General features: G+C 68.1%; 15 protein-coding genes. 9 read left to right on the top strand and 6 right to left on the bottom strand.

From position 1 onward, the window contains the following. Positions 1–210 precede the first annotated feature (210 nt). The 3 genes from cls to VFZ39_RS08755 all read left to right on the top strand — a co-directional run bounded on the left by cls (position 211) and on the right by VFZ39_RS08755 (position 3,568). Complete coding sequence (gene cls / locus VFZ39_RS08765) at positions 211–1,653, top strand: cardiolipin synthase (protein WP_330865350.1); 1,443 nt, start codon at positions 211–213, stop codon at positions 1,651–1,653. A gap of 151 nt (positions 1,654–1,804) precedes the next feature. Then, a complete protein-coding gene (locus VFZ39_RS08760; RefSeq protein ID WP_330865349.1) occupies positions 1,805–3,088 on the top strand; it encodes a hypothetical protein in 1,284 nt (427 codons plus the stop codon). A gap of 93 nt (positions 3,089–3,181) precedes the next feature. After that, complete coding sequence (locus VFZ39_RS08755) at positions 3,182–3,568, top strand: SHOCT domain-containing protein (RefSeq protein WP_330865348.1); 387 nt, start codon at positions 3,182–3,184, stop codon at positions 3,566–3,568. Between the two features lie 49 nt (positions 3,569–3,617). Here the strand turns inward: VFZ39_RS08755 and VFZ39_RS08750 are convergent, their stop codons facing one another. Continuing rightward, positions 3,618–4,157: a potassium channel family protein gene (locus tag VFZ39_RS08750; protein WP_330865347.1), complete on the bottom strand. Its 540-nt coding sequence runs from the start codon at positions 4,155–4,157 to the stop codon at positions 3,618–3,620. Between the two features lie 19 nt (positions 4,158–4,176). Beyond that, on the bottom strand, positions 4,177–6,402 hold the full coding sequence (locus tag VFZ39_RS08745) for an arylsulfatase (RefSeq protein WP_330865346.1): 2,226 nt from the start codon (positions 6,400–6,402) through the stop codon (positions 4,177–4,179). A gap of 380 nt (positions 6,403–6,782) precedes the next feature. Here VFZ39_RS08745 and VFZ39_RS08740 point away from each other — a divergent pair, with 380 nt between their 5' ends. Then, positions 6,783–8,000 (top strand): cation:proton antiporter, encoded by a 1,218-nt coding sequence (locus VFZ39_RS08740; RefSeq protein ID WP_330865353.1) that lies wholly within the window; start codon positions 6,783–6,785, stop codon positions 7,998–8,000. Here VFZ39_RS08740 and VFZ39_RS08735 read toward each other — a convergent pair. Together VFZ39_RS08735 and VFZ39_RS08730 are read right to left on the bottom strand one after the other, a co-directional pair. Beyond that, on the bottom strand, positions 7,948–8,091 hold the full coding sequence (locus tag VFZ39_RS08735; RefSeq protein ID WP_330865352.1) for an SHOCT domain-containing protein: 144 nt from the start codon (positions 8,089–8,091) through the stop codon (positions 7,948–7,950). The genes VFZ39_RS08740 and VFZ39_RS08735 overlap by 53 nt on opposite strands. A 171-nt stretch (positions 8,092–8,262) precedes the next feature. Next, on the bottom strand, positions 8,263–8,700 hold the full coding sequence (locus VFZ39_RS08730; protein WP_330865345.1) for a DUF6325 family protein: 438 nt from the start codon (positions 8,698–8,700) through the stop codon (positions 8,263–8,265). Between the two features lie 300 nt (positions 8,701–9,000). Here VFZ39_RS08730 and VFZ39_RS08725 point away from each other — a divergent pair, with 300 nt between their 5' ends. The 3 genes from VFZ39_RS08725 to VFZ39_RS08715 all read left to right on the top strand — a co-directional run bounded on the left by VFZ39_RS08725 (position 9,001) and on the right by VFZ39_RS08715 (position 11,779). Then, positions 9,001–9,228: a hypothetical protein gene (locus VFZ39_RS08725; RefSeq protein ID WP_330865344.1), complete on the top strand. Its 228-nt coding sequence runs from the start codon at positions 9,001–9,003 to the stop codon at positions 9,226–9,228. Then, a complete protein-coding gene (locus tag VFZ39_RS08720; RefSeq protein ID WP_330865343.1) occupies positions 9,225–9,482 on the top strand; it encodes a hypothetical protein in 258 nt (85 codons plus the stop codon). The genes VFZ39_RS08725 and VFZ39_RS08720 overlap by 4 nt, the downstream gene beginning before the upstream one ends. A 149-nt stretch (positions 9,483–9,631) precedes the next feature. After that, positions 9,632–11,779, top strand: coding sequence for a LuxR C-terminal-related transcriptional regulator (locus VFZ39_RS08715; protein WP_330865342.1), 2,148 nt, complete (start codon positions 9,632–9,634; stop codon positions 11,777–11,779). 7 nt (positions 11,780–11,786) lie between these two features. Here the strand turns inward: VFZ39_RS08715 and VFZ39_RS08710 are convergent, their stop codons facing one another. Then, positions 11,787–12,125 carry a carboxymuconolactone decarboxylase family protein gene (locus VFZ39_RS08710; RefSeq protein WP_330865341.1) on the bottom strand — a complete coding sequence of 113 codons (339 nt, stop codon included), beginning with the start codon at positions 12,123–12,125 and terminating at the stop codon, positions 11,787–11,789. 210 nt (positions 12,126–12,335) lie between these two features. On the opposite strand from VFZ39_RS08710, the gene VFZ39_RS08705 reads away from it, so the two are divergent. After that, positions 12,336–15,014: a LuxR C-terminal-related transcriptional regulator gene (locus VFZ39_RS08705; protein WP_330865340.1), complete on the top strand. Its 2,679-nt coding sequence runs from the start codon at positions 12,336–12,338 to the stop codon at positions 15,012–15,014. 30 nt (positions 15,015–15,044) lie between these two features. Here VFZ39_RS08705 and VFZ39_RS08700 read toward each other — a convergent pair whose 3' ends face one another. Then, a complete protein-coding gene (locus VFZ39_RS08700; RefSeq protein WP_330865339.1) occupies positions 15,045–16,637 on the bottom strand; it encodes an MFS transporter in 1,593 nt (530 codons plus the stop codon). A 247-nt stretch (positions 16,638–16,884) separates the two neighbouring features. Here VFZ39_RS08700 and VFZ39_RS08695 point away from each other — a divergent pair, with 247 nt between their 5' ends. Continuing rightward, positions 16,885–19,641 carry a cation-transporting P-type ATPase gene (locus VFZ39_RS08695; RefSeq protein WP_330865338.1) on the top strand — a complete coding sequence of 919 codons (2,757 nt, stop codon included), beginning with the start codon at positions 16,885–16,887 and terminating at the stop codon, positions 19,639–19,641. Positions 19,642–19,655: the final 14 nt, after the last annotated feature.

The following is a 19,655-nucleotide window of genomic DNA, read 5'->3' as shown; positions in this document are numbered from 1 at the left end:
GGGACGCCGCCACGACTGGCTCACGAGGTCACCGGCCACCTGCCGGCGCCCAGATCCACGAGGGCTGGTGGGCGCGCCGCGTGCGTCGGCTGGTCCAGGCATCGGCCCTCCTTCACGTTCCGGAAGCACATCTTCCGGGTCAGGACCGCAACCCGCTTCACGCGCAACGGGTGAGGGACGGATCGGTCCGCGTACGGCAGGCTGGCGGCCATGGCTGGCTGGATCGCGGTAGCGGCACTGGTGCTCGACTTCGTGATCAAGGTGGTTGCTCTCGGCGTCGTCCCCCGCAACCGCCGCCCGTCGAGCGGCATGGCCTGGCTGCTGCTCATCCTGATCGTGCCCTACGTCGGCTTCGCGCTCTTCTTGTTGCTCGGACGGACCCGTCTGGAACGTCGCCGTCACGAGCAGCAGGCGGAGGTGAACGCCATCATCGCGACCCGGACGAAGGAGGTACCCGGCCGCGACAACGCACGGCTCGACCTCGCATACGTGCAGTCGGCGGAGCTCCTGAACCGCAACCTGGGAGCGCTCCCGGTGACCGGAGGGAACCGCGTCGACCTGTTCCCCGGCTACGGCGACAGCATCGCGGCCATGGCAGCCGAGATCGACCGGGCAACGACGTTCGTGCACGTCGAGTTCTACATCAGTGCGTGGGACGACGTGACCTCACCGGTGTTCGAGGCGATGGCCAGGGCGGCGGAACGCGGCGTGATGGTGCGCCTCCTCTTCGACCACCTCGGGTCTCGGGGGATCCCTGGCTACGGGGACTTCGTCGCCAAGCTCCAGGGAACAGGGATCGAGTGGCACCCGATGCTCCCGATCCGCCCGTTCAAGGGAGAGTGGCGTCGGCCGGACCTGCGGAACCACCGCAAGATCCTGGTGATTGACGGCACGGTGGCCTTCACCGGTTCGCAGAACCTGATCGAGCCTGGCTACAACAAGCCCAAGAACCACCAGGCCGGCCGTCAGTGGGTCGAGCTGATGGCGAAGGTCGAGGGGCCGGCCGCGACTGCCTTGAACGTCCTGTTCGCAACCGACTGGTACTCCGAGACAGGGGTGAAGCTCGGGGACGAGCTCAGCAGGTCGGCAGCGGCCACCGGTGACGTGGAGGCGCAGGTGGTCCCGAGCGGGCCCGGCTTCGCGACCGAGAACAACCTGCGGCTCTTCACGACCCTCATCTACTCCGCGCATCGACGACTCTCCATCACCAGTCCGTACTTCGTCCCGGACGAGTCGCTCCTCTACGCCGTGACGACGGCGGCGAGACGTGGGGTCGACGTCGAGCTGTTCGTGAGCGAGGCGGGCGACCAGTTCATGGTGTTCCATGCGCAGCGGTCCTACTACGAGGCGCTCCTGCGAGCCGGCGTGCGGATCTACTTCTACCCCGCCCCAGCGATCCTCCACTCGAAGTTCTTCACCGTCGACGACGACGTCGCCGTGCTCGGGTCGAGCAACATGGACATGCGTTCGTTCGCCCTCAACTACGAGGTGTCCCTGATGCTGCTGGGTTCGGAGGTCGTACGCCGTGTGCAGCAGGTCGAGGACACCTACCGCGCGATGTCGAAGGAGCTCACGCTCGACGACTGGACATCCCGCTCCAAGGGGTCGGCGTACGTCGACAACGTGATGCGGCTGACCGCGGCGCTGCAGTAGCGCGAGCGTCGGCTGACGCGGAGCGTCGGCTGCCTGCCTCACCCCGACCGCATGATGTGTGGACCCTTCCAGACGCGGAGGATCGCACGTGCGCGACGTTCGTCCACGCCGAGAGCTCTACGCCCTCCGCGACCTGAAAGGAGCGTCTCCGATGAGCCAGGTCACCGGACCCGACACGGGTGGATCGGTGGTCGAACCCGCCGCAACGTACCCCGCTTCGCGGGGGCGCGCGGCCGCCGCGATCATCTGCCTGGTCCTCGCCGGGTTGCTGACCGTCCCTGCGGCCATCGGGTACTGGGGCCAGCGCACGCTCAACGACACCCAGCGCTACGTGGAGACAGTCGGTCCGCTGATCGAGTCACCCGAGGTCCAGGACGCGCTGTCCGCCACGGTGACCGACGCGATCCAGCAACAGGTCGACATCGAGGCGCTCCTCAACGAGGCGTTCGCCGGCGTGATCGACGACGCGCCCCGGCTGGAGCTGCTGGTAGGGCCGCTGTCCGCAGCGATCAACGGCGCCGTCGAGCGTCAGGTGCGGGAGTTCTTCGCCTCCGACACGTTCGCCGACATCTGGACACGCGTGAACACCAGGGCGCAGCAGGCGCTCCAGCGGATCCTGCAGGGCGACGAGACCAGGGCGATCTCGTTGCAGGGTGAGGAGGTCGTGCTCGACGTCTCCGAGGTCATCGACGAGGTCAAGGTACGGCTCGTCGATCGGGGGCTCACCTTCGTCGAGAACGCTCCCATCCCGGAGAGCGACCGGCAGATCGTGCTGCTCGACGCGCCGCGGCTCGCGCAGATGCGCACGATCTACGCGTTCGGGAACCCGGTGGCGCGCTGGATGCTCCCGATCGTGGGTCTCCTCTACGCGGGGGCGTTCGTGCTGGCGCGCCGCAAGCCGCGCATGATCGTCGCCATCGGGGCTGTGATCGCTGCGAACGCGTTACTGCTCGCACTGGCGCTCTCGGTCGGTCGGCAGCTGTTCAGCAACGAGCTGTCCGGAACCACGTTCGGGCCGGCGAGTCGGGCGTTCTACGAGACCCTGTTGGCGTACTTGCAGCGGGGTCAGGTAGTGGTCCTGTGGCTGGGACTGGTCCTGGTGGTTGCGGGCTGGTTCGCCGGCGCGAACCAGTACGGAACGGCAGTCCGCACGACCGTCACCGGGGGCCTGGAACGACTTGGTGCTGTGCTGCCGGGGGACCACGTCGGTGCCGGGGGGCGCTGGGTGGCGGGCAACGTCCGCTGGCTCAGGATCGCCGCGGTGGCCCTCGGAGCGGTGATCCTGCTGTGGGGCAACGACGTCTCGGTCGCACGGTGGTGGTGGTCCCTGGCACTGGTTCTGTTCCTGCTGGCAGTCCTGCAAGTCCTGGTCGGAGCTGGTCGCGCGAGCGCTCCTCATGAGGCACGTCCCACGTCGCCGACGGTGCCGGCGTGAATACCTCACGTCGGATGAGGCTGCCCAGCGCCCTGATCCCTACCGTCGGCACCAACAGCCCCGCCGACCGGGGGATACGCGGAGAGGACTGACATGAGCTTCTGGGACATCCTCTGGTTCATCATCATCTCGTACGCCTTCATCGCCTACCTGATGCTCCTGTTCAACATCCTCGTCGACGTGTTCCGGGACGACGGGATGTCAGGGTTCGGCAAGGCAGGCTGGACCATCTTCCTGATCCTGGTCCCGCTGATCGCCGCCCTCGTCTACCTGATCGCGCGGGGGAACGACATGGCTGCTCGGCACCGGGCGCACCTGGAGAGTCAGATCGCGGCGCAGGACGACTACATCCGCTCCGTGGCCGGGACCAAGGGCGGTGGTGGCGCCACCTCGCAGGTGGCAGAGGCCAAGGCCCTGCTGGACTCCGGCGCGATCACGCAGAGCGAGTTCGAGACGCTGAAGGCGAAGGCGCTGGCGTAGCGACGTTCGGAGCCCGATGCTCGTCCGTGGGCCTGCGAGCACCGACCCCTCACGGCTGCTGGGCGCGGTCCGCGATTCCCCGACGAGCCGCTGACGCGAAGAGCTTCACGAGGGCGCCCAGCATCACCAGGTCCAGCAGCATCTGCAAGGTCACGAGGAGCCGCATCGGGTTCGACATCGCCACGATGTCCCCGAAGCCGACGGTGGCGAAGCAGCTCACTGTGAAGTACAGGGCGGTGGTCTTGTCCAGGGGCTCGCTGAACGACGCAGGATCGCCCAGCGAGCCGGAGAGGTAGCTCCGCGCGAAGATCAGCAGGAAGACCGGCACCGTGAGCGTCAGCGTCTCCACCGCCCGGATCATTGGATGAGGCGCCTTGACGATGGAGTGCAGCTGAACCCCGACGACGACGCCGAAGACGCACAGGGCCAGCGCCAGCCAGGGAGCGTCGGAGCCGCCTCGGGGTGGGCGCGCGGGGAGCAGGAAGTAGGCGCCGAACAGGGCGGAGAGAGAGAGGACGGTCCGAAGTGCCGCGAGCCTGGCCAATCGCCAGGTCTCGCGCGTCGATGGAGTCAGGCCCGGCTGCGACATACCTCCTCCGGATCTCAGCTCACTGACGCGCCACGGCGACCCGAAGCAGCTCCTCGGGCGACAGGAAGTGGTCTGCGTCGTGGGCGTCCTCGCCGACGGCGATCTCGACCCAGTGCACCTCACCTGTGAAGTGGTTGGGCGTGGGGTAGTCGTCCGACACCAGCGCACCGTCCTCCCTGCCCACATCACAGGTGTCGTCAGCGGAGAAGATCATGGCAGCGGTCGCGTCGACGTGTCCCGTACCCGCCTCCTCGCCGCCCACGAACAGGTGGACCGTGCCGCCCTTCCCGAGGCCGGGGCCCTCGTAGTCGAATTCCATCCTGACCTGCTGCCGGCCGGCCGGCAGCGGCTCGTCGGCCGCCACGTGGAACCGATGGATGCCGAAGAGGTTGTAGCAGTAGCGGAGCCTCCCGTCCTTCACGTACAAGCTCCAGCCACCGATGCTCCCGCCCTGGGCGATGATCACGCCCTGGGCGTTCTCGTCCGGAACCGTCACCTCCGCAGTCACCGCGTGCGAGACGTTCTTGATGCTGACGACCGAGTGCTCCGACAGCCTGCCCATCCCGGCGTACAACCGCTGCCGGTTGCCGATCACGAGCTGGGGACGACCGCTGATGTCCGCGGAGAGTCGTTCTGCGACGCGGTCGTCGAGGGGTAACACGCCGTTCCTCGTGGCCTCGATGAGGAACAGCCGCTGGAGCTCGTGGAGCTTCCCTGGGTGCTTCTGCGACAGGTCCTCGCTCTGGGACCAGTCGACGCCGGTGTCGTAGAGCTCCCAGACGTCGTCGTCGAAGGCGGGCGTGTCCTCACCCATCAACAGCCACGGGGTCTTGTGCCGCGTGACCGCGGTCCACCCCTTGTGGTAGATGCCACGGTTACCGAACATCTCGAAGTACTGGGTCTCGTGCCTCTCCGCGGCCGCTGCGTCGTCGAAGGAGTAGCGCATGCTCACACCCTGCATGGGTGTCTGCTGTACGCCGTTCACGAACGTGGGCTCGGCCAGACCCGCAGCGTCGAGGACGGTGGGAGCGACATCGATCACGTGCGCGAACTGGGTCCGGAGACCGCCCGACGACGCGACTCCGCGCGGCCAGGACACGATCGCGCCGTTGCGCGTGCCGCCGAAGTGGGACGCCACCTGCTTCGTCCACTGGTACGGCGTGTCCATGGCGTGGGCCCAACCCACGGAGTAGTGGTTGTAGGAGTCGGGTCCACCGAGGCCGTCGAGATTGGCCAACAGGAACGCGGTCGTCTCCAAGGCGGCCGCTCCATTGAAGTTGATCATCTCGTTGAAGGTGCCGTTCATGGTTCCCTCGGCCGAGGCGCCGTTGTCCCCGATGATGTAGAAGACGAGCGTGTCCTCGAAGACCTGGAGCTCCTCGAGTGCGTCGAACAGTCGACCGACGTGGTGATCGGTGAACTCCAGGAATGCGGCGTAGACCTCCATCTGCCGGCGGAGGACCGGCTTCAGCTCCTCGGACATGTCGTCCCACGCGGGGATCTCGGTCGGCCGTGGCGTCAGCTGCGCCCCGGAGGGGATGACGCCGATCTCCTTCTGACGGGTGAAGATCTCCTCCCGCAGCACGTCCCAGCCACCGTCGAAACGGCCGGCGTACCTGTCGACCCAGTCGGGCGGCACATGGTGCGGCGCATGGGTCGCGCCCGGCGCGAAATAGGCGAAGAACGGCTTGTCAGGCATCAGGGACTTCTGGCGGCGGACCCAGCCGATCGCCTTGTCCGTCATGTCGCCCATCAGGTGGTAGCCCTCCTCGGGCGTACGGTCGGGCTCGACGGGTGTGGTTCCCTCATAGAGGGCTGGGTAGTACTGGTGTGCCTCCCCGCCGATGAAGCCGTAGAAGTATTCGAAACCACTCCCTGTGGGCCAGTTGTCGAAGGGGCCCAAGGGACTGGTTTCCCACACGGGTACCTCGTGGCACTTGCCGAACTGCGCGGTCGAGTACCCGTTGAGACGGAGGATCTCGGCGAGTGGTGCACAGCTGTTGGGACGTCTGGAGCTGTAGCCCGGAGCGGACGTTGCGATCTCGGTAATTCCGCCCATGCCCACGGTGTGGTGGTTGCGGCCGCTCAGCAGAGCGGCACGCGTCGGCGAGCACAGCGCCGTCGTGTGGAACCGGTTGAACTTGAGGCCGGCTGAGGCCAGTCGGTCAGCGTTCGGCGTGCTGATGACGCCACCGAACGTGCTGGAGGCCCCGAACCCGACGTCGTCGAGCAGGACGACCAGCACGTTCGGTGCTGAGGCAGGGGGTCGGATCGTCTCGATCGACGCGCGGGGCGTGTCAGGGTCCTTCGCGTCATACGTGACCAGACCAGGTGTGAGTCGATCCGGAACCGGCAACACATCGCGACGGTCCGGGTTCTGCTGGCTGTCCATAGGCGATGGCCCCTCCATCTCGCGACCCGCGCGGACACCGAGGGTCGGTGGCGCCATCCTTCGCCCTGGGAGCAACGGCATCGTCGTCCAGGATGGATGACTCCCGGCTTCGATCATCCATCCGGAGTGAGGACAGCCGGTGGCTGTCAAGGCAGGCTGCGGGGACGTGCGCTGCGGTCGCAGCGTGTGAGCCGGGCCAGCGAACGTACACAAGTAGAGGGGGCTTGCCAGACGTGGAGGCGGCCTCGATCTCGATCGTCCTCCTGACCGTCGTCCTGTGGGGGACGTTGGGCAACAGGGCCGGGTCGGTCATGATCACCGCGCCGATCGTGTTCGTCGTGGCCGGCTATGTCTACGTGGACGTCGTCGGGGTGATCCACCTCGACGTCGAGGCCGAGCCGGTGAAGGTGCTCGCCGAGGTCACGTTGGCGTGGGTGCTCTTCGTCGAGGCCTCCGCGCTGAACCTCCATCGGCGGCCGCCAGACCTCGGCACCGAGGTACGCCTGCTCGGCCTCGGCCTGCCGCTCACCATCGGCCTGGGCGCGGTCGTGGCGAGCACGCTTCTCGGCTACGGCGCCTGGGAGGCCCTGTTGGTCGCCGCGGCCGTAGCGGCGACGGATGCGGCGATGGGCGCGGCTGTGATCGGGAACCCGCGCGTACCTGCGCGGGCCCGACGCGCGTTGAGTCTCGAGAGCGGCTTGAACGACGGCATCGTCTTGCCGATCGTCATGCTGGCCATCGCGGGTGTGGCCGCGGACCTCGGGGTGGAGGGTGTCCATGAACCTGGACGCGCAGTCGTGGACCTGCTCGTCGGTGCGCTGGTGGGAGCCGTGGTCGGGGCGGTCGGAGGAGGCTTGGTGCGCGAGGCCCGGCGCCACGGGTGGCTGAAGGAGGACCTCGTCGGGGTCACCCTGCTCTCCTTGGCGCTGCTCGCGTTCTCGACCGCGCTCGTCGTCGATAGCAACGGGTTCGTCGCCGCGTTCGTAGCGGGCCTCCTGTTCAGCTGGACGACGCGGCTGACGAAGGCTCGAGAGATCGAGTACGTGAAGGAGACGTCGAGCCTCGCGTCGATGCTGACCTGGCTGGTCTTCGGCGCGCTCGCGCTGCCGACGATGGGGCAGTGGACCGACTGGCGCGTCTTCACCTTCGCGCTGCTGAGCCTGACACTGGTGCGCCTGTTGCCGATCGCGCTCTCACTCGTCGGGTCCGGACTGGAGCGCGCCGAGGTCATGGTGATCGGCTTGTTCGGAGCGCGCGGACTTCCCTCCGTCATCTTCGCCTTGATCGTCCTCGAGAACCTTCATGAGCAAGGCAGGGAGCTGGTGGCGGCGATCGCGCTCACCGTCGTGCTGTCCGTGGTGATGCACGGCCTCGCGGGCGGGCTGCTCGCGAGAGGCCTTACAGCTGACCGAGGATCTTGGCCTTCTGCGCGGCGAACTCCTCGTCCGTGAGCGTGCCCGCTTCGTGGAGACGTCCCAGGTCCGTCAGCAGGGCGATCGGGTCCGGTGTGCTCGCGGCTGGTGGAGCTGCGGGAGGCGCCATCTGCGGTGGAGGGGCCTGCGGAGGTGCCTCGGCCGCCCATCTCTCGGCCTGCCGGCGCGACACCCGGTTGGAGACGGCGGTCGCCGTCCCCGCGATGGCCGCCGTACGGGCAACGCCTCTGATCAGTCCTGGCATGGTCGGGTTCCCTTCTGTCGTGGGTGGGCTACGGTCTCAGCCCTTTGCCTCGGCAATCTCGAGGGCCTCTGCGACTCGGTCGAGGGGCACGTACCCGCTCGCCACGAGCTGGGCGCCGCTCTGCCTCAGACCACGGACGAACGGGGCGGCCCAGGTGTTCGCGAAGAGCAAGATGGCGGCCGCGTTGTTCGGCTCGATCGCCTGGCCCGCCTCCGCGAGGTCGTCGGCACCGAGCAGGTCCGACGAGGCCCCCTGGAAGACCGCGAGGTCGAGCGTGCCGTCGTGGTCGAGGTCGGTCACCTCGACGAGGGTCACGGTCCCGTCGGCTTCCTTCATGACGAACACGAGATCCAGGACGCGGACGATGCCCTGGTCCGTGAGGCGAAGGAGCTCCTCCATGCCTTTCCCGGTGAGCTTGGCTCCCGGGAACTCGACGACCAGATAGCTGATCGGTCCCAGCTCGACCTCGTCCATGACGACCAGTCCTCTCCTCGACAGGTATCGCTGCCGTGTGGTCAGGTGCTGGCCACGTTAGGAGTCCGACGCCGGGCTTCCCTCATCCGCCGAGGACGAAGTGCGGGTCCCGAGAGGCCCGGTTCCTGTACCCGCCTCAACTCGTCTGCATCTGACGATGATCGATGCCCGCGTTCCGGCCAGACTTCCGACAGATGCCGAGCCCCGACGGGCATGTGAGAGGGATGGCTGACGATGATGGAGGGGCAATCGTCCGAGGACACCGGGGCCAGAGGCCCCGGCCACGCCACTGGCGACCAGGTGTTCGAAGTCCGCATCACGGGCAGCGTCCCCGACGCGGTGCTCGAGCAGCTGGCCCCCGTCGACGTCACGATCCGAGAGCTACGGACCTCGCTTCGTGGTCACTTCCGAGACCAGGCGGAGCTGCACGGATTCCTGGTGAAGCTCCGCGCGTACGGGCTCGACGTCGTGGAGGTGAGACGGCTCTCCACCGGCAGCACGGAGGACCCGGGGGTCGATGAACCATGACTCGGCACGACCACGGGGCGGCGACGCAGTTCGAGCTCACGATCGCGGGCCGGCTGGGCCCTGTCCTGCGTTGGGCGCTCCGACCGAGCACCGTCGTGGACTCACACACGTGCACCACGATCTGCACTGAGACGGAGAGCGATCTCGCCGAACTGGTGGCGCTGCTTGACTCACACGGCCTGCAGATCGAGGGCATCTGGGTGGCCGACCGCTCCCGCGACAGCGCAGAGACGTCGATAGGTAGTCGAAGGTGAAGGACGCGCAGCAGCCTCCCCGCGTCGCGAGCTCGCAGGGCTAGCATTGCCGCATGTCCGTGGGTCGGGGAGGGCCTGCGGCTCCAGCGGATCTCGACCGCATGTTGATCGATGCCAAGCTTCGCGTTCCGCCGACAGCCGTAGGAATGGTGAGCCGTCGGGCTCTCATCGACGCCACCGTCACGAGCTCCAGCCGGATCGTGGGCGTGACGGCCCCACCTGGATACGGGAAGTCGACGCTCCTCGCGCAGTGGGCGCAGGTGGAGGAGCGCCAGGTCGCGTGGGTGTCGCTGGATCGGCTGGACGACGATGCCGCCGTTCTGCTCACCCTGCTCGCGACCGCGTACGTCCGTGCCACGCAGCACCGCCCCGACGTCGTGGCCGACATGGCTGCCGTCGGGTTCTCCGCCCTCGGGCGGGCGGCGCCCCTGCTGGCGACCGTCGTGAACGCCAGTCCGATGCCGTTCGTGCTCATGCTCGACGACCTCCACGAGCTTCGGTCGCCGGCCACCCACGACGTGCTCGGCCTGGTCGCCTCCGCGATCCCGGCCGGCTCGCAGCTGGTCACGGCGAGCCGCGACGAGCAGCCGCACCTGCCCCGCCTTCGCGCCTCCGGAGATGCCATGGAGCTCACGCGGAGTGACCTGGCCTTCGGCGCAACCGGTGCGAAACAGGTCTTCGGGACGGCGGGCGTGGACCTGAGTGAAGACGATGCCGAGGACCTGGTCTCACGAACCGAAGGCTGGCCGGCCGGCCTCTACCTGTCGGCACTCGTCGCGCGCGACCGCCCGGAATCGATTGCGCAGATCTCGGGGGAGGACCGGTACATCGCCGACTACTTGTACCGGGAGACTCTCTCGAAGCTCGACGAGGACGTCCGGGAGCTGCTCAGACGCACCTCGGTGCTCGACTTGCTGTCGGGCCCACTGTGTGACGCCGTGCTCGGTCGGCACGACTCGCAGTCACGTCTCCGAGGCCTGGAAGCATCCACCCAGTTCGTCTTCGCCGTGGACCGGAACCGGCAGTGGTACCGCTGCCACGCCATGTTCCGTGAGTTCCTCGTCGGTCAGCTGCACCTGGTGGAGCCGGAGATCGTCGCCGACCTGCACGTGCGGGCCGCGGACTGGTATGAGAAGAACGGTTCGCCGGAGCTGGCGGTAGAGCATCTTCTCCAGACCGACGACTGTCGTCGTGCTGCCGAGCTGGTGGCCAAGGCTGCCCTCCCCACGTACCGGAGCGGGCAGCTGGCCACCGTCCGACGCTGGTTCGCGACCCTGGGAGACGACGGTGTGGAGGAGTATCCGCCGCTCGCCGTGCTCCGGGCCTGGCTGGCGGCCGCCACGGGAGCGACGGAGGAGGCCCTGCGGTGGCTGGCGCACGCCGACGGTGTCGAGTTCGACGGCCCGCAGGTGGACGGCACGGCGTCGTTCGAGTCGGCTCGCGCGATGCTGCGGGTAGCCATGTGTCCGGACGGGCCGGGGCGCGCGATGCGCGATGCTCAGCTCGCTGTCGAGCAGGAGGCGCCGTGGAGTGACTGGCGCGACCGGGCCCTCTACCTGTACGGCGAGGCCACCCTCCTGGCGGGAGACGAACCGAGTGCCGTGGCGCTTCTCGAAGATGCGGCGGCTGCAGCCCTGCGGCGGGGAAACGCCGAGGTGATGGTGCTGAGCGAGACTGAGCTGGCCTGGTTGGCGATGAACCACGGCCACTGGGAGGACGCGGCTCGTCGGGTGGAATCGGTGATGGTCGCCGTGGACAAGCATCGGCTCCTCGATTCCGTGGCGAGCCTGCTGGCACACGGCGTGGCGGCCAGGTCTGCCCTGCACGGTGGTGACCGGGCCTCCGCGGAGCGGCTGCATCGTCAGGCGATGCGTGGCCGGACCAGGTGCACCTACGCGCTGCCCTTCCTGTCCGTGCGCGGGCGGCTTCAGCTCGCCGAGGTCTCACTGGCCGCGGGCGACCCCGGAACGACGCGTCACCTGCTCACCGAGATCGACGAGATCCTTCGACACCGACCCTCGCTGGGAGCCCTCGTCGACGAGGTGGAGACGTTGCGGTCGATCGCCGCGCCGGCACTCGACGCGTCGGCGGCGGGCACAGCACCACTCACCCCTGCCGAGCTGCGGTTGCTTCCTTACCTGCAGACGCACCTCACCGTCGCGGAGATCGGAAAGCGCCTCTTCATCTCGCGCAACACCGCCAGCTCCGAGATCGCCTCGATCTACCGGAAGCTCGGCGCCTCCTCGCGTGGACGCGCCGTCGAGAAGGCCATTGCCATCGGCCTCCTCGGAGAGTGACTCCGCCTCAGATCTCGAGCCTGCGGTCCCAGTCTGTCTCCGTGTCGTAGCCCAGCGCGAGACTGACGCGGTGGGCGGCTGCCACGGCACACGGCAGGCCGATCACGGGGACGATCGACTCCAGCACGTCCACGATCTCGGCCGGCCTGGCGCCGGAGCTGATGGCCGCGTCCGCCAGTGCGCCGTACGACGGCACCGCACCACCCACCGCCATCATCGCCGCAAGGCGCACCAGAGATCGGGTCTTCGGGTCCAACGCTTCAGAGCCCGCAAGCCCACTCAGGCATCGTTCGCCGTGGGCGGGGTCGCTCATCGCCAGCAGCGTCAGTCGTTCGGCGTGATCCACCGTCAAGTCCTCACGTGCAAGTACTCGGGCCGGTTCAACAGCTATCAAGCCACGAGACGCACCCGGGCACGACATCCGGATCGTGTGAAAAGCCTGCCGGGAGTGCTCGGCGAGCGGAGAACCGTCGCTCTTATCCTCTCCTTTCACATGATTCGTGTGATTCCCGCCCGGAGCGGCACGGCTAGCGTGCCGACGTCGGGAGGGAGACCCGTGGAGTCGAAGGCGCGCGTCGACCCGGTCGAGGACGGCCGGCACACCGACGTATCGCCGATGATGGCCGGATGGGCGGGGATTCCCGAGCGGCCGCGCCAGTTCCTGGCCCGCGGCCGGCTTCTGGAGCAGCTTGACGCCGACCCCCGATGCTCCCTGGTGCTCGTGAGCGCTCCGGCAGGAACCGGCAAGACGACCCTGGTGGCCGACTGGATCACGAAGCGGGGGGCGAACCGGGCGGAGTGGATCACCTTCGACGGGGAAGAGGCGTTCTGGCCGGGGTTCGCAGGGTGCCTCGAACGGCTCGGCGTCCCGGTCTCGGCCAGGTCGCTGCCGACCGGCAGCTCTCCCCTGGATGCGAGCGTTCGCCGTGCCATGGCCTCCGCGGTCGCCACGCACGCAGAGCCCATGACCGTCGTCGTCGACGGCTACGAGGTGGACTCGGCTGCCGTCGCCACCGATCTCGACTTCCTTCTCCGGCACACAGGGCACCGGTTGCGCCTGGTGCTGCTGACCCGCGCAGACCCGGTTCTACCCCTGTACCGCTACCGGCTTGACGAGACGATGACCGAGGTCCGGATGGCTGACCTGGCGTTCACCGACGACGAGGCGGCCGCGCTCCTCGGCAAGATGCGTGTCGTGCTGCCCGCTGAGTCGGTGCGCACCTTGAACTCCCGCACCAGGGGCTGGGTCACCGGTCTGCGCCTCGCCGGGAGGATGCTCCTCGAACGCGAGGATCCGACCACTGCCGTTGACGAGGTGGTCGGCGACAGAGGCACCATCGCCGAGTACCTCATGGGCGAGGTGCTGGCCGCGCATCCGCCGGAAGTGCGCGAGCTGCTCATGGCGACGAGCATCCCCGACACCATCACCCCCGGGCTCGCCGAAGCCCTCGCGGGTCGTTCGGCTGCCCGGACGCTGGCGTTCCTGGTGAGGGTCAACGTCTTCATCGAGCAGGTGCCCGGCCACGCGGAGCACTATCGCTATCACCCGTTCTTCAGGGAGCTGCTGCGCGCGGAGCTCGCCTACTCCGCCCCCGGCACCATGGCCACGCTGCAGCGAAGGGCGGCCGAGTGGTTCGCTGAGCAAGGCCTGATCACTCCCTCCGTGCGTCATTTCGCATCGCTCGGGGCGTGGGAGGAAGCGGCAGAGCAGGTGGTCGACAGCGCAGCGGTGGGGCAGCTCGTGCTCGACGGCGGCTCCAGCCCTCTGATGCAAACGCTCCAGGCGCTACCGCCCGACCTCGAGCATCCGGCGGCGGCGGTGGTGAGGGCGACGCTTGCGTTCAGCGCAGGCGACGATCAGGGGTTCCGCCACGAGATCGACCTCGTGCGGGGCCTGCCCGCCGACGGAGCCCAACACGCCAAGGCCATCAATCTGGCGGTCGCCGTGCTGGTCGCGCTCCGGGCCCGCTTCTCCGAGGACCCCGATGAGGCCGAGATCCTCGCGACCGCGGCAGCGGACGCGCTGGCCGACGCGGCAAGCCTGGCGTCGGTGCGCTCCCACCCCGAGCTGGCCGCACTGGTGTTCGCGAGCAAGGGCATGGCGGCGGTTCGACATGGCGAGCTGGAGGTCGCGGAGGAGGTGTTCCGCGCCGGATGCGGCGCTGCCGTCGAGGCCGGCGCCGATCCGCTGCTCGTCGAGTGCCTGGGTTTCCTCGCGCTCCTGTCCTGCTTCGATGGAGATGTCACGCGCGGAGAGGGCTTGGCGAACCGCGCGATCAAGGTCGCCGGTGATGCGGGCATCCCGATGGCGGACCGCTCCGCCGGGGCGCACGTGGCCCTCGCCTGGGTGGCCATGGACCGGTTCGATCTGCGCGCCGTGTCGGAGCACGTGCGCGCCGCCGAGCACTCCGACTTCATCCCCGGGGACCCGGTGCAGCGCACACTTCTCACGCTGGTGAAATCGCGACTCCAGGTCGCTCAGGGCGACCGGAATGCTGCCGCGGCGCGCATCGCGGAGACGATAGCCGGGATGACCGACCCGGAGCACTGGTTGTCGACGTGGCTCCGGCTCGAGGCCGCGCACCTCGCGGTCGCCGGCGGTGACCCGCAGGCCGCGGTCGCGGAGCTCCGGGACGTGCGCGAGAGCGTGGCTGTAGCTGAGGTAGCCCTGCTCGTGGCCGAGGCACGACTGAGGCTGGGGGACGATGCAGCCGCGATGGAGGCCTTGAAGGTCGCCCTCGACAAGACGTCGCCGATCACTGTCCGGGTCCGTGCGTGGCTCGTGGAGTGCGGACGGCAGCTTCGCGAGGGATCCTCGACTCGCGCACGCGACGCGCTCGAGCAAGCACTGCAGCTCGCGTCCGCCACCAGGCTGCGGCGGCCGTTCCACGAGACGGCCGCCCCGGTCCGTCACCTGCTGGTCCAGGATCCCCGGCTCTTAGCGGACCACGCGTGGCTCTTCGAGGTGAGCGCACGCGGCATGCCTCGGTCGGCGCGAAGGACTCCAGTTGACGCGGGGCCACGGTCCGCACCGGTGGAGACCCTGACGGTGAAGGAGCTGGAGGTTCTGGTGCATCTTGCCGAGATGCTCACGACGGAGGAGATCGCGGCGGCGATGTACATCTCGGTGAACACGGTGCGTACCCATGTGAGGAACATCCTGCGCAAGCTCGGAGTGTCGCGCCGCAACGCTGCGGTGCGAGTCGCGCGTGAGTTCGACCTGATCCCGGCGTGACCCAATTCGTTCCCTGAGGACGCGGGCTGATCAGCCGAGGAGCGTCCCCTCGCCTGCTTGCGACGGCGCGATGTCGGGGAGCCGCATCATGCGGAACGAGTTGAGCCATCCGATCAGGCCGGCGAGCACAGGAACGAGCAGCGCCACCTGCAGGGACAGGTTGCGGGCCTCGGAGTTGATGCGGAGCACCTCGTCCTGCACGGTCGCGGGTGCGTCGTCGAGCATCGCATCCAGCTCGGTGTTGCTCATGACCTGGGCGTCGTCCTCCAAGACCTGGGCGATCTGCTCCTTCTGGTCGGCGGGGATCGCGGTGCTCGCGTCGGTCAGGTTGCCGAAGCCCAGCGCCAGCGCCCACAGCATGATGCCTCCCGCCACAGCCAGCCCGAACGACAGCCCGAAGGATCCGGCCGCGGAGTTCACGCCGGCCGCTTCGCTCACCCGGACCTCCTCGATCGGGGCCAACGTGTAGTTGTTCAGCTGGGAGACCAACAGACCCAACCCAGCACCGGCCAGCAACAGCGGACCGATCAGGTACCAGCCGAAGTCTGCTCTGGGGACAAGCGGGATGAGCAGCAGCATCCCCACCGCCGTGAGCGCGAACCCCGCCCGCACGATGGAGCTCGCCCGTCGGTTTCCGGTTCTCCTGCCCGCGATCATCGCCACTGCGAACATGCTGAGCGACAGCGGAGCCAGTGACAGACCGGCCTGCATCGCGTTGTACTCGAGGGTCATCTGCAGGAAGATCGGGAGCACGATCATCGCGCCGCCCAGCGTGATCTGCTGGAGCATCTGCTGGGTCACGCCGATCCTGAAGTGCGGGAAGCGGAAGAGGTTCGGATCGAGCAGCGTCGGTCTCCCCGCACGCGACCGACGGACGAGCCAGCGCGCCAACCCCGCGAGTCCCACCACTCCGATCGCGATCAAGGCGCCCACGAACTCCCCTCCCTCCTGCCAGACCAGGATGCCCAGGACCACTCCGCCCATGCCGACGACCGAGAGCACCGCGCCGATCAGGTCGATGTGTCGGGGTCCGGTGTAGACGACGTCTCGAACGATGCCGAGGTTGAGCAGCACCACCGCGATGACCACTGCCTCCAGCATGAAGCCCACCCGCCAGGACAGGAACGTCGTGACGAAACCACCGAGCAGAGGCCCGACGGCGGCCGCGACCGCAGCCGCGGCGCCCACGAGCGCGTAGGTCCTCTTCTGCGCCGACCCCTCGAAGTTCCCGTGGATCAGCGACTGCATCGCGGGCAGCAGCAGTGAGGCGCCCAGCCCGCCGAGGATCGCCCAGAAGATGATGATCGACGTGAGGCTCTGGGCCAGCGTCATCGCCACCGCCCCGAGGGCGTACCCGAGCAGTCCCAGCACGTACGCCCGCTTGCGGCCGATCAGGTCGCCCACTTTGCTGCTGATGAGGATGAATGCGGCCGAGATCAGGGCCTCGAGCGCGATCGCCGACTGCACACCGCTCACCGTGGTGTCGAGATCCGCGACGACGGCCGAGATCGAGACGTTCATCAAGGAGGTGTCGACGACGAGCACGAACATGGCCGCGGCCAGCAGCAGCGCCAACCGCGTCCCACCGCCTTCCTGCGGGGTCGTGGCGCTCGTACCGATCACCTGCTTCCGATGCGTCCCACAGCACTCCTGGACGCGGTCATGGGCGAGATCGTCCCTGGCGGACCACGTTGCGTCGTCGTCCGCAACGGGTGATCGACCGGAGCGGTGCGGTACCAGACCCTGCGGCCAGGACCGCGGCCATTCGACTGCACTTCTCAATACCCACGCGCGGATGATCCCGTGTGCCCGCGCCGGGGGTCATTCTCGGAGTTGCTCGAGAAGTTCGGCCCAGGGACCCGAGGCGACCATGACACAGACAGATGCACAGCCGCGCGAGTCGATGGCGGCGGCTGAAGCGAGCCAGGTCGCCCAGATGATGGGCGTCGAGGTCGCCGCGGGACTGAGTGCGGCCGAGGCCGCGAGCCGGCTCGAGAGCCACGGTCCCAACCGGCTCACGGGGAGCAAGAAGGAGTCCGGTTTCCAGGCGTTCTTGAGGCAGTACCGCGACTTCATGCAGATCGTGCTGCTCGTGGCGGCGGTCGTGAACCTGGTCGTGACCGGTGACGTGGGGACCTCCCTGGTGCTGGCCGGCCTCACCCTCATGAACGCGGTGATCGGGCTTCGCCAGGAGTCGAAGGCCGAGGAGAGCGTCAAGGCCCTCTCCCAGATGATGAAGACGATCGCCCGAGTCCGGCGCGACGGGCAGGCGGTCGAGATCGATGCCGAGCAGCTCGTGCCCGGAGACATCGTGCTCGTCGAGGCGGGGAACCGGGTACCCGCCGACGGCCGGATCTGTGTGGCGGCGACACTGGAGATCGAGGAAGCCGCGCTGACCGGCGAGAGCCTGCCGGTGGGAAAGTCGACAGCGCCGGTGCCGGGCACCGACGTACCGCTCGGGGATCGCACGTGCGTGGCGTACATGAACACGTCCGTCACCCGCGGGCGCGGCGAGATCATCGTCACCGGCACCGGGATGAACACCGAGATCGGACACATCGCCGATCTGCTCGCCAACACCGAGACCGACAAGACGCCGCTCCAGAAGCAGCTCGACGCGCTGTCGAAGATCATCGCCTTCATCGCCGGGCTCGCTCTGGTGTTCGTGATCGTGCTGGGCCTGGTGCGTGGCCAGTCGTTCGACACTCTGTTCATCACCGGTGTCGCCCTCGCCGTCGCCGCAATCCCGACCGGCCTGCCCGCAGTCGTGACGGCACTGCTCTCCATGGGCACCCGGGAGATCGCGCGTCGCAACGCCATCGTGAAGCGGCTGCCAGCGGTCGAGACCCTGGGCTCGACGTCAGTGATCTGCTCCGACAAGACCGGGACGCTCACCCTGAACAAGATGACGGCGCGGGAGCTGGCGATCCCGGGTCACAACCGGTTCACGATCACAGGCGAGGGGTACGGCACGTCGGGGGAGATCAAGCACGTCGGCGGCAGCCGGATCGACCTGGATGCCTACCTGCTGCCCATGCTGCTCTGCGCCGACGCGGTGCTCGACGGTGAGAACCTGATCGGGGACCCGACCGAGGGCGCCCTGATCGTGCTCGCAGCCAAGGGCGGCATGGACGTCGAGGCAACCCGGCGGCAGTTCCCGCGGGTCGCGGAGGTGCCGTTCGACTCCGAGTACAAGTTCATGGCCACCTTCCACGAGATGACCGATGCTCACGGACGCCCGGTCGTCCGGTGCTACGTGAAGGGCGCCCCGGACGTCCTGATATCCCGCGGTGGCAGCTACCGCGCACCCGACGGCACGTTGGTACCGATCACGGACGAGAACCGACAGTTCGCACTGGAGGCCAACGACTCCATGGCCAACTCCGGTGAGCGCGTGATGGTCGTCGCCCAACGCGAGTTCGACCCTGCCACCTTCAGGCCGGACGGGGACCTGATCGGCCTCGTCACGGACCTGACGCTGCTGGCGATGGTCGGCATCGTGGATCCGCCGCGGCCGGAGGCTCGTGCCGCGATCGCCGAGTGCCGCGACGCGGGGATCCGGGTGCGGATGATCACAGGCGACCACGCCACGACCGCTGCGGCGATCGCAGCAGAGCTGGGGATCGAGGGGCGTGCCGTGACCGGCACCGAGTTCGCCGCGATGAGCGACGAGCAGCTGCTTCGCGAGCTACCTGAGATCGGAGTCGTCGCGCGGGTCGCGCCCGAGGACAAGATCCGCCTGGTGCAGCTCCTGAAGCAGTCGGGCAACGTCGCAGCGATGACGGGTGACGGCGTGAACGATGCCCCGGCCCTGAAGGCGGCTGACATCGGGGTCGCTATGGGGATCACCGGCACAGAGGTGTCGAAGGAGGCCGCGGTGATGATCCTCACCGACGACAACTTCGCCACCATCGTCAACGCGGTCTCTTACGGACGGACGCTCTACGACAACCTCGTGAAGTACCTCCGGTTCCAGATGTCGACCCTGGTGGCGTACATCGCCATCTTCCTGGTCGCCGGCATCCTCGACATCGCCGGCGGCGTGCCGCTCAACCCGTTGCAGATCCTGTGGCTGAACATGGTGATCGACATCCCGATCGCCATCGCGCTGGGCTTCGACCAGGCCACCAAGGGGCTGATGGCACGCCCGCCACGCCCCGTGGACGCGCCCGTGCTGTCACGTGCGAACTGGGTTCGTCTCTGCATCCAGGGTGCCGTGATGACCGCGGGGTCGCTGGTTGCGTATCAGATCGGACTCGACCTTGAGAGCACGGTCGTCGCCGCCACGATGCTGCTCACCACCCTGTCGCTGTTCCACGTGTTCGCGGGCCTGCTGTCCCGGGACCAGGTCAACACGATCTTCGACCGGGACGCCGTACCGGCTGTTGTCCAGCTGCGTCGGTACGGAGTGGCCCTGCTCGCCATCATCGCCGTGACGACCATCGACATCCTGGAGCGGATCTTCGGCACCGTGGAGCTGACGGCGGGCCAGTGGGCCATCTGCCTCGGACTCGCCGCCAGCCTCGTGGTCGTCGAAGAGGTCATCAAGCTCGTCCTTCGTCACCGCCACGACGTCGACTCCGGCACTGCCGCCGCCGTCGTCACCCCGCCCGCCTACGCCGCCTGAGACCGAGGAACGTC

It is taken from the genome of Nocardioides sp. (genome assembly GCF_036374615.1).
GTDB lineage: Bacteria > Actinomycetota > Actinomycetes > Propionibacteriales > Nocardioidaceae > Nocardioides.
This window is presented reverse-complemented; position numbering and strand designations above follow the sequence as displayed.